Below are 11,140 nucleotides of genomic sequence, written 5' to 3'. Positions count from 1 at the left end.
GTCTCAGCTAGTGTTGCTTTTCTTGATACTGCTGTTGTTAGTGAGTCTGAAGCGGTGACTGTTTCTGACAGTGTTGCCTTCTTTGTTATAGTAGTCAATAATGCATCAGAGGCAGTAACGGTTTCAGACAAGGTTGCATTTCTTGATGCTGTGGTTGTTAGTGCATCAGAGGCAGTAACGGTTTCAGTCAGTGTTGTTTTTCGTGATGCTGCTGTTGCTAGTGAATCAGAGGCAGTAACGGTTTCAGTAAATGCTTTGCTCCTCCCACCAGACATGTTGGCTTGATCAGTGGATGTTACAATCTCAGTTAGTGTAATACTCTTTGTTCCAACTGTTGATGATACATCAGAGGTGGTTACAGTTTCTGACAGTGTTTTATTTCTGCCGCCAGATAGTGAAACAGTGTGATCTGCTACAGTTACTGTTTCTGATAGAGTTATGCTCTTTGATGCAGCTGCTGTTAGAGTGTCTACAACATGGATTATCTCTGAAGGAGAAATAAAACCTGATGCTTTTACTTCTACTGCAACTTCAGCCCAGCTTCCTATAGAAGACCCTGGAGTCCAGACAAAGTGATTTGAGGTAGAGATATTCGGAAGTATTGTACTTGATCCACCGGTTACACCTCCTAAATGCAGATTCCATGTTTGGGCTTGTGGAGCAGTTGTAGAGATTGTTTGTATCTGTTTTCCTGCAGAATCGATGACTATGCTTGTAGCGTATTGATTCGTTATGAAGACACTTGGACTACCACCACCAACTCCAGATGTTCCAGATACAGTGGTCGGTACCGGATTAGTTTGATCAACCCCCAGAATGTTATACGCACCGACTATAGCGATGGCTGTATGAGGAGAAAAGTCTACTACAACATTTCCAGTTCCAGAGGTAGGATTAACCACTCCCCATATCTCAGTATTTATACGATGCAGGTTGTTACTTAGTCTTATCAGAGATAGAGATTGAGCACCATAAGTTACACTAGATACTGCAGTTCCGTTTGTTTCAATAGCAACTAGGAGATACCTGTTTGCTCCATTACTTACAGTGAAACTAGGTATAGTGATTGAAGTTCCCGTACCTGTTGCAGTTTGAGTGTTGTCTATCAAGATAGAAGTTACCTGTGCAGAATAACTTGCAGAAGTGAGAAGTGTATCTCTTGCTATAGGAGAGTCAGTTAATGATTGGTTGATAGATTTTCCTGTAGAATCATGAGCTGTAACTGTTTCGGTTAACGCGATATTATGTGAGGCGGTAATTGATGATACATCAGAGGTAGTAACAGTTTCTGATAAGGTTGTGCTCTTTGCAGATGATACAGATACTGTATCAGTTGATATTACTGTTTCAGTAGTTGTTTTATTCTTTGAAGATGCAATACTTACCATCTCGCTTAATGCTACTGTATCAGATGGGCTCAACAACCTGCCAGCATGGGTTATTCCGGAATCTGCCAATGCAAGCGTATCAGATGCAGCTATTGATTTGAATTGACTAGTGGCTGGGCTGGCAGAGTCGCTTAATGCTATTGTATCAGATGGGCTCAACAACCTGCCAGCATGGGTTATTCCGGAATCTGCCAATGCAAGCGTATCAGATGCAGCTATTGATTTGAATTGTCTAGTGGCTGGGCTGGCAGAGTCGCTTAATGCTATTGTATCAGATGGACTCAACAACCTGCCAGCATGGGTTATTCCGGAATCTGCCAATGCAAGCGTATCAGATGCAGCTATTGATTTGAATTGGCTAGTGGAGGGGCTGGCAGAGTCGCTTAATGCCAGTATTTCTTTTACTGGGATGGATGTACTTGTTTTTTCACTCAGTTGGAGTATTTCTTTTACTGGGATGGATGTACTTGTTTTTTCACTCAGTTGGAGAATTTCTTTTACTGGAATGGATGAACTTGTTTTTTCACTCAGAGACATTGTGTCAGAGGTTGAGATTGTATGAAACTGATGAGATGACAGAGTTGCTGATTCTGTTATCTGCACTATATCATTTGCAGTAGGAGTAAACGCTGGATCGTTTGCTACAAACCAAGGTCTTGCTTCTGTGAAAGTTTGATTATTTCCATAAGTAATTTTGACTGGACCTAGTGTATAGAGCCTTGGAAATTGGAGTGGAACAGAATATGAGTATTGCAATGAAGTTTTGTTCCCAATAAGATCTTTATTCCATGTCAATATTTTTGAATCACCGATAGTTGTAACTGACGCATCAGTGACCACATTGAATACAGATGGTACAGATTCACTAATTGTAATAGGAGAGCTGTTTACAAATGACTCTACATCGATTTTAACATTAAACGAGTTGGGATTGTTTATTGGATCTATCTTACTTGCTGCTGTTCTTATTATATTAAAATCGAAATTATTCATAGTAAGAAAATACGTATTAAAACTGGATATGCCGTCAGTTGTTTTTGCCATCACGTTAACTGTGTAATTTCCTTCGCTATTTGGAATGTAATTTGCATTATACAACCCACAGTCATTACTTGAAGAGATTCCATTACCTGAAGAAAGTGTAGTTATCTTTGATTCCGGATCTCTTATGCTCATCGTTATGTCGGAATTACACACCGGATGACCATTGTTATCTAATACTACAATCGCAAAGTTTGCTTGTTCTCCAGGTACATATATAGATCTAAGTGTATTAACAGATACAAGTCCCCACGTATACTGATCTGTTACTGTAAATGATTTTCCTTGTCTTATCATAGTGATTTTTATTTTGTACAGACCAGGTTTTATCTCGCGTCCTGCGTGTAACTTGATGTCAAATTTTCCTTGACTTAACTCCGTAAACTCTGACTTTAATGATGTCTTGTTTCCAGAAGGATCGTAAACCTCAATTGATATTGACTTGTCTTTCTCTTGCCACATGCCGTATTGAATTTTCTGTGGATATGACTTGATTTGTTTTATCATCTTGGCTATATGGTTATTAGAAAAATATTGAAAGACAAATTCTGGATCCTCGGTAGATAGATAGTTATTTTTAGTCTTGTTAATTGATGGTGCAACTGTAAGCAATGTATCATTTAGATTGTTCATTGTGGAGTTGATTGAATTAAGTGACAGAATCACAGAATCGATCACGTTTACATTTTCTGCCAAAGATGGATTAGGTAGATTGTTGATTGTTACAGGTAAGATGTTATTGTTTTGATTGTAAATCTGGCTTATCTGGAAAGGCGTAAGTAATGAATCATAGATTTTCACATTTTTTATCAATCCTGAGAATTCATTATTGACGGATTGGCGAACTGAATTAGATGATCCACCAATTACTACATCTGAATTTGATGTTATTTGGTTAGGCGTTTTTAGTTGTAAAATTCCACTTTCAGACAGTGACAATACACCCTGCAATAGATCCGTGGACTGTAAGGTTCCATTTACATAGATACTGATTGCACTTCCATTGTATGTTGCTGCAAGATGAGTCCAATTTTGTATTGGAATTGTAGAGTTTACTGTATTCCATTTAATTCCATCAAAAACTGAGAATTGCGCAATCATTCTGGGCTGTATGTTATTGTTTATTGAGAGAATGAATTGATTTTCTTTGCTGATTACAGTAAATACTGGTGAACCATGTGTATAATCTGGTTTTACCCACGCAGATAAGGTTAGTTGCTGTATACTGTTTGTTGCGTTTATCTTCTGTGTAAGATAACCTGTGCCTTGAAGTTGTAATGTATTGTTTGAAGCAGTAACATGACCTATTTTTCCATTCAGCGAGGTGAAATTCCAAGACTGTGTGGCATTCTGTATTGATTGAGCAAGGTTTGTAGTATTGGAGCTTGGCAATACAGGACTGGTTTTTGTAGTATTGGAGCTTGGCAATACAGGACTGGTTTTTGTAGTATTGGAGCTTGGCAATACAGGACTGGAATTGATACTAGTAGCATTGACTAGAGCAATCAATGTATCATTAGCATGGATCATTTCGGATAGGTTTGTTGAATTAGAATCAGTGAAAGAATTCGTACTTGTAGTATTTGCAATGGAAGTAGTATTAGTTGATGTCAAGTTAGTCTGAGCTGATACATGGCCTATTTTTCCATTCAGCGAGGTGAAATTCCAAGACTGTGTGGCATTCTGTATTGATTGAGCAAGGTTTGTAGTATTGGAGCTTGGCAATACAGGACTGGTTTTTGTAGTATTGGAGCTTGGCAATACAGGACTGGTTTTTGTAGTATTGGAGCTTGGCAATACAGGACTGGTTTTTGTAGTATTGGAGCTTGGCAATACAGGACTGGTTTTTGTAGTATTGGAGCTTGGCAATACAGGACTTGCATTAGAGTTTGTTTCTATTGTATTTGTATTATTCTGGTTTGAACTTTCAGCATAAGCATTTGTCAAAAATGTTGGGGAAATTGACAAGGGTGTGACAATCATGGAAGAGAGTAAGAGACCAAAAACACAAAAAGATAGGATTTGTTTAGATTTGGTTTGAATTTTGTTTCCAATAAGTCTAACTAGAATATATCCAGCAATAGGTATGAATAATAGAATTACAACAGGATCTTTATTTTTTGATGTAAAATGATTTATTTCTGTAATTGTATTGTGTAGTAAATCAAATCCAGTAGATGAAATTTCAGTTGGTACGTATAAAAATAAACTAATCTTTGACGGCAAAATAAATGACAGAAGATCATTATTTCCTGAATTGTGTATTCCAACAAAAGATGATGTCCTGTCATTAATGAAATATGATATCTTGTTTGATTGCTCGTCGGTTATTTTATTTTCGACTGTAATTATTCTACCATTAATTCTAATTCTTTCAGGATTAGATATTCGGTCCAGTGTTGTTATTACAGAATCAGTGGGTATAACTAAAATTAAATTTTTATCATGATCATTAGAGCTAATAATAACTTGATCTGAAAGATTAATCATTTTATTATTTTGTAAAACATTTTGTTGATCATTTGGAGAATGATCATTTGATCCAATCCCAACGTTTTCAGAAAGTGTAATGGATAAATGTCTAGCTGGTGGAACCACTGAGTTTTTTTGTATATCTTGTGATTCCACTTGTTTGGTATAGCTAGGTCCCATTTGTTCAGCATTAGTAAATGCTGGTACAGAAATAATAATTAAAAAAATTAAATAGATGGAAATAGTTTTTGATTTCAAAAATTATTTCTCCATTTTGGCAAAAATTAGTGGAATTGAAATCAGTGCTATCTTCCAGCAACAATTGTCTGATGATGGGAAACTTTGGTTAACAATTGACACTGGAGTTGATAACCCAGATTTCCCAATCCCACTAACCATGTATGAGATCTATCATTTTGGACAATAAGGGGGGTGGAAATTACTCAGCGATCAGATGACCAGTATGGCATCAACTAGCTTTGTTGGTTCCATTTCGGTAACATGAATTTTCTCAAAAAAATATCTGCATATCATAATTACAACTCAATATCGACATAAAATTAAAGAGCAAATTAGGTTTAATTTTTTAGTGACTTATGCAACAAGCATAATTATAACAAAAGTAACACAGATTTTTTTATAACATTAGATATGATTTGTTTGATGATTCTACACTGTTACATTAGATTAGTATAAAATGACTTACTATTTCAATACAAATGCACAAATGTATTTTCGCGTGCATATTTAATCACAGTATTGTGTACAAGTAATTGTTTAAGACGCTATCATTTTATAAAATTATTTACAATATAAATAATTGTAATATACACTTGTTGTTTTTGAATTTAAAAATATTTTTATTATATCTGTAGCATGTTTATAATTTTAAAAATATTCACATTGATTAGTATTTACATGACAAAAATACTGGAACTAATATTTAGAAAAATCAATTTTTAATATTTTTTGTTTTAATTTATTCCCTAACAACTATTTGAGGATTGGGCATAATTCCAACCCAATTTTACAAAGATAACAAGTGTGATTAATAGAAAAAGCTAAGGATCACTTCCTGGAAATATCATTGCAACATGAATTTGGCAAGAAGGCTCCCCAACAAGATAACAACAGAGTTCTTTCTTATTGGCATTTTGCATCGGATAGGTTTGCTATCTTTGTATACAGATGATGACAAGAAAGGAGGAAGACCATATGTCTATCCAACTATAGTGATTCTACGATGCTATGTTGTGAGAATCTGGATGAGAATTCCATCAAACAACTGCCTGCATTACTACTTTACAATTAATGGTACGTACAACAAAAAAATAATGAGATCATGCGATCTTGATACATTGCCAGACAAGAGAACATTTGACAGGAGATTCAAGACACTTCCGGTGCAGAATATTATTGGTAATATAGGAAAGAAGATTTGTATCAGAAAAAATTGTCGATTGTACCATTGTATCAGTTAATAGTTCCATGATACGTGCCAAGAACGGTCGTGTCTGGCATCGTAACCAGATGGCATTAGGTTAGCTACTGCAAAGAAAAGATTTCGTATGGAAGTTTTCATGTTTAAAACGTACTGGACAAGCATGGTTTAAAAAACTGGTGTAGGATTCTTCTAGTTTAAAAAATATGGATCGGCCGGACACGCTACTGTACAGTTCATTTTTGCGTTCCATCGTGCCTAATTTGTTCCCAATTTTATAATCCAACATAATGATGCGGTGTTTATATTAATCGTCATAAGGAAAGACTTCTTTTCACTAACTTGTATAATGCATGTATACTGGGTTGACTGAGATTTGATGCTTTTGCAATTCTCTCTGCAGTATAATATCCATCACCTTTTACAATGGTGGCAAGATACACTATAGCAGTAGCTAGACCGGTAGGTTTCCTACCATTTTCTATTCCTTTATCAACTACTTGGTCTACTAATTCTAATGCATATTTCTTGATCTCATCTGAGAGAACAAAATATTTTGAGAGTTGTTCTACGTGTTTTTTCATTCTATCACGAGCATCCACTGGATTATTGGAATAAACATTAAAAACAATTTTTTCTTTAGCTTGAATTAATACCTGATCACCTTTTTTGATTTTCCTGACATGTTTTTTTCTTTCTAGATAATCTATTCTATTTCGTATCATTTTTTCAGTTATGTCATTACCCTTAAGTAATTCAATTATTCCATCAAGTGGCATTTCTCTATTTCTAACAAGCTTGCTTATTTCATGATCCAAAACTCTGCTAATGAGTTTTCGATAAAAAGGAGATCGAATACTAGTTTGTTCATACAAATAATCTAAACTTTCAAGAACTAGACTAGAAAAATTCATACATGTTAGGTGTTCCTGATATAATAATTCATCCCATACAATTTTCCAGTCAAAATTTCCCGATTGTACGATTTTAGACAGATCTTGTATGTCACCTTCCCTCAGTGTAACAGATTTTAGAAGAAATATGTCTTCATTTGATAGTATTCGTAGTTTAAGTTTGGTAAATTGTTCTATTTTTGCTCTTTGCACAATCGTATCAGAAAGGACTAACTTTCCAGCTATTCTTGTTTTGAATAAATCTACTCTACTACGTGCAGGATGTTCTAATATGTCAAAAGGATCTATCCTACGATCGTCATTTGTAAAATGCTCTTTATTGAGTGACTTGTACCCCAAATCAAGAAGTGTGTTTGTTAAATTATTCAGCGCTTTGTCATCATCAACTACAATATCACAATCTTTAGTCCTATCCTTGAGGCCCTTCATACGCATATTTTCACCTCCGAGAAGACAAGCTTCTGTCGCTTCTGGAAGTTTTTTACCTATATCCCGAAAAAGTTGAGGATATGCAACAGGAAGTGTGTATAAATCAGAGTGAATATCATACAGTCGCGCTTTTTCCTCAAACTCGTTGCGAGGTAAAAATAAATCAATATTTTTGAGAGGATCATTTCTTACATATCCCTCAACATCAATCCAAATCTCAGATATACCGTAGGATCTTGCAATCATTCGTATGTCCAATGGATCCATTTTCTCTCTATTTTTCAGATAGAAAAGAATCGCCATTGTAATTGCATTTTTATCTTTATTTTTATGTGCTATAAGTAATGCATGAATTAATATTTCTTCTAATCGTAGTGATGATTCCTGTTTTATGAAATAATTGTGAGTTGTTTGATAATCTATTCCATAGTCATAGAATAATGAAAAACCAGTTAATTCACCATCAGCGCGTTGATCTTTTGGAATTTTTTTTAATATTCTAAATTTATCTTGGTAAATTATATCTGCATATGATTCAATATTTCTTCTCTCATTTTCTGTTTTAAGCAATTTGGCAAATAAATACAATTGTTCTTTTGTTTCATCAATAGAGATTTTATCATCCACTTTTTTAATTACGCCTATTGATTCAAATTCAGACATACAGCGCTGTATTGTTCGTAGAGAAAGATTGGTTGAGTCTTGGATATCTTTTATTGTTACTGGCTCTGTCAAATTAAAAAATATTTGCTCATTAGAATCATGCAATAATTTTTCTACATCTATTTGATTGGCAATATTGTGAAATAATGCAGCTTTAGCATTATTTTTGAAAATGAAAACGTCATTAGTTTTATCCATGTAATCTTGATGCATCAATTCGCGGGTTATAGTATTGAATTGCCATTCACCAATACTAAGTAGTGTCATCAATTCAGTTTGATGGGATTTTCCTTCCGCAATAGATTTTAGTAACTTGATTGATGTTGGATTCATTTCAGTGTCATATAAACACATACTTATATATAAATTTGGGGTTATATGACACTGAATTATCCCAATTATTCATTCTAGATTTAATTCTAGACAACGTGAGTAAGACTGGTCTGCCCAGTAAAACGGTATGATCAAATAAAAGGTGACAGGTTGGAATTGATACTGTTCTACCAATCTAGGAAAGGTTGGAGAATATACCGTGCAAGAGGTGCTCCTTGAACCGCTGTTTTGCACCGTCAAGGAAACATTTGGATATCCGGCGTGCCAGTAATTGGATCTGAAAATGTCTCGTCGTATCTGTTGATGTGCGTGTTTGTGTACCAGATATCAGGTATACTACAACTGCATTATTGGTAGTAACAAGCCACGATGTATCAGACAGATGCTTGGAAATTAGCATTTATTTTTGATGGGAGTTATGCCCAATGCTCAACTATTTTAATAATCATTTGATTAATTTATGCTGTAGAAAATGATCTGAACCTATAATAAAATAACTGGTAGTTCAAATAGATACAGTTCTAATAATTGTAAATAGTTTTTCACAAAATAACACTAAAAATTTAATCGTCAATATCATATCAGTTATATTTCAACTTTTAATATCATATTTTACATTATGATTAAATTATAATTTATAAAAATTTCATTCAAAAACATTGCAAGGGAGATTTTCAGTTCCACAGAATATCGGGTATGTATGAATGTGCTTTATCTATTAACTCCTCTTCTTACTGACATCTGGATTTAATTTTCTATATTGAATAAGCTTTGAATCAATACCTCCTGACCAGTTACCATGTTCATTGTATCATGATGTAAGACCATCCATATGGTAACATCTTGATTAGTCCATCAGTCAACAGAGCATATGAATGGTTACACTAATAGATTATTTTGGCAAAATGTAACTTGATCTAAACCAAGAATGTGTTTTACGAACTTAGGAAGTTCCTATAGTCAGAATATTTTGATGCGTCAGCATACGCAGGTAGACAAGTCCATTCTTAACAATTTCATCACTTAGGTGATTTTTATGTTTAAAGTCTTCATTTATATTCTGTGTGTAAATCACTGTTTGTTTTTTGTCGTCATTATAAGATGTTGTAATTTGTTGTGTTAGTTTATCATTCTTAATTATCATTGTTTGTTGGAATTTCTCCATGTTTCCAGGACTTGAACCATCATTGTCTTTATCATTTGTCCATTCGAACATTTTTAGGTTTTGTGGCATTTGTACTACTGGTCCACCATTGCGTTGAATACTAATAACATGAACTGTGATTTTATTATTTCCCATCAGCACTTTTTCTATCAGAATTAACGAATTATTGCCATTGTTGATATGAAATGTCCTTAGTTCTGCATTTTTGTTATCATCATCGTGATTATAAATTGCACCGCTTTTGTCATTACCGCCATTGTTTTTATGATTATCACTCTCATCATGATGGTTATTCGCATTGCCGCCATTGTTTTTATGATTGTCAGCTACAAGAATAATGTCACCAAGATTATTAGCATCATAATTGATACTACTCCATGATGTCATAACTATAGAGTTAGTAAGATTTGGTACAAATGATACTTTGGTATTTTTATGATTGTCATTGCCGCCATTGTTTTTATGATTGTCATTGCCGCCAAGTTTAGAAGCATCGTGATCATGATTATCAAGATTATAATCATCACCACTATTCCAAGATGTCTTAGTTATTGTAGGAGTAATAGGTCCAAAAGAATCTCCATTATTATCTATTCCATAAACAAGTACATTTTTAGTTACTGGATCAAATTGATTATATGCATCAAATGTACTGCTTGTACTTTGGGTCACAGTAAGATTTGAGGTGCCAGAGCTTGCTGCGTTAGTTGCATCACCGCCATAGTTTGCTGTAATTACAGCAGAGCCTACTGATGACGGTGTGAATGTGACAGAGCACTTTGCGGAGTTGAGTGTACAGGAACCCGCGTTACTGAAGGAACCAGTTGAGTTTGATGCAAATGTTACAGTACCTGTTGGAGATGAACCTGTTACTGAGACTGAGACTGTGGTTGGAATACCTACATTGACTGATGACGGTAAGAGTGTGAGGGTGGTGGTAGTTGATACTTTGTTTACAGTGAGTGTGGACTGGCCAGAGCTTGCTGCGTTAGTTGCATCACCGCCATAGCTTGCTGTAATTACAGCAGAGCCTACTGATGACGGTGTGAATGTGACAGAGCACTTTGCGGAGTTGAGTGTACAGGAACCCGCGTTACTGAAGGAACCAGTTGAGTTTGATGCAAATGTTACAGTACCTGTTGGAGATGAACCTGTTACTGAGACTGAGACTGTGGTTGGAATACCTACATTGACTGATGACGGTAAGAGTGTGAGGGTGGTGGTAGTTGATACTTTGTTTACAGTGAGTGTGGACTGGCCAGAGCTTGCTGCGTTAGTTGCATCACCGCCATAG

Annotated in this window: 5 protein-coding genes; 2 read left to right on the top strand and 3 right to left on the bottom strand. The window is 35.1% G+C overall.

Annotated features, from left to right (window positions below; translation table 11 throughout):
* Window positions 1–5,057 (bottom strand): LamG-like jellyroll fold domain-containing protein (locus BQ3481_RS09180; protein WP_162287759.1); only part of this gene is annotated, 5,057 nt, incomplete at its 3' end.
* 79 nt (window positions 5,058–5,136) lie between these two features.
* Between BQ3481_RS09180 and BQ3481_RS11560 the strand changes: the two genes are divergently transcribed.
* A complete protein-coding gene (locus BQ3481_RS11560; RefSeq protein WP_162287758.1) occupies window positions 5,137–5,328 on the top strand; it encodes a hypothetical protein in 192 nt (63 codons plus the stop codon).
* Window positions 5,329–6,079: 751 nt separating this feature from the next.
* Window positions 6,080–6,382 carry a hypothetical protein gene (locus BQ3481_RS09175; RefSeq protein WP_157927990.1) on the top strand — a complete coding sequence of 101 codons (303 nt, stop codon included), beginning with the start codon at window positions 6,080–6,082 and terminating at the stop codon, window positions 6,380–6,382.
* 274 nt (window positions 6,383–6,656) lie between these two features.
* Here BQ3481_RS09175 and BQ3481_RS09170 read toward each other — a convergent pair whose 3' ends face one another.
* Entirely contained in the window at window positions 6,657–8,681 is a 2,025-nt protein-coding gene (locus BQ3481_RS09170; protein WP_157927989.1) for a cyclin family protein, read from the bottom strand.
* A gap of 943 nt (window positions 8,682–9,624) precedes the next feature.
* Window positions 9,625–11,140 (bottom strand): Ig-like domain-containing protein (locus BQ3481_RS11555; protein ID WP_162287757.1); only part of this gene is annotated, 1,516 nt, incomplete at its 5' end.

This window comes from Candidatus Nitrosotalea okcheonensis (assembly GCF_900177045.1).
Lineage (GTDB): Archaea > Thermoproteota > Nitrososphaeria > Nitrososphaerales > Nitrosopumilaceae > Nitrosotalea > Nitrosotalea okcheonensis.
Note: the sequence above shows the minus strand (reverse complement) of the source record. Positions and strands in the feature narration are given on the sequence as shown.

What these genes read in the sequence shown, in the direction of transcription:
- BQ3481_RS11560 (WP_162287758.1), top strand. Translation starts at nt 5,137, where the DNA reads ATGGAAATAGTTTTTGATTTCAAAAATTATTTCTCCATTTTGGCAAAA.
- BQ3481_RS09170 (WP_157927989.1), bottom strand. Translation starts at nt 8,681, where the DNA reads ATGAATCCAACATCAATCAAGTTACTAAAATCTATTGCGGAAGGAAAA.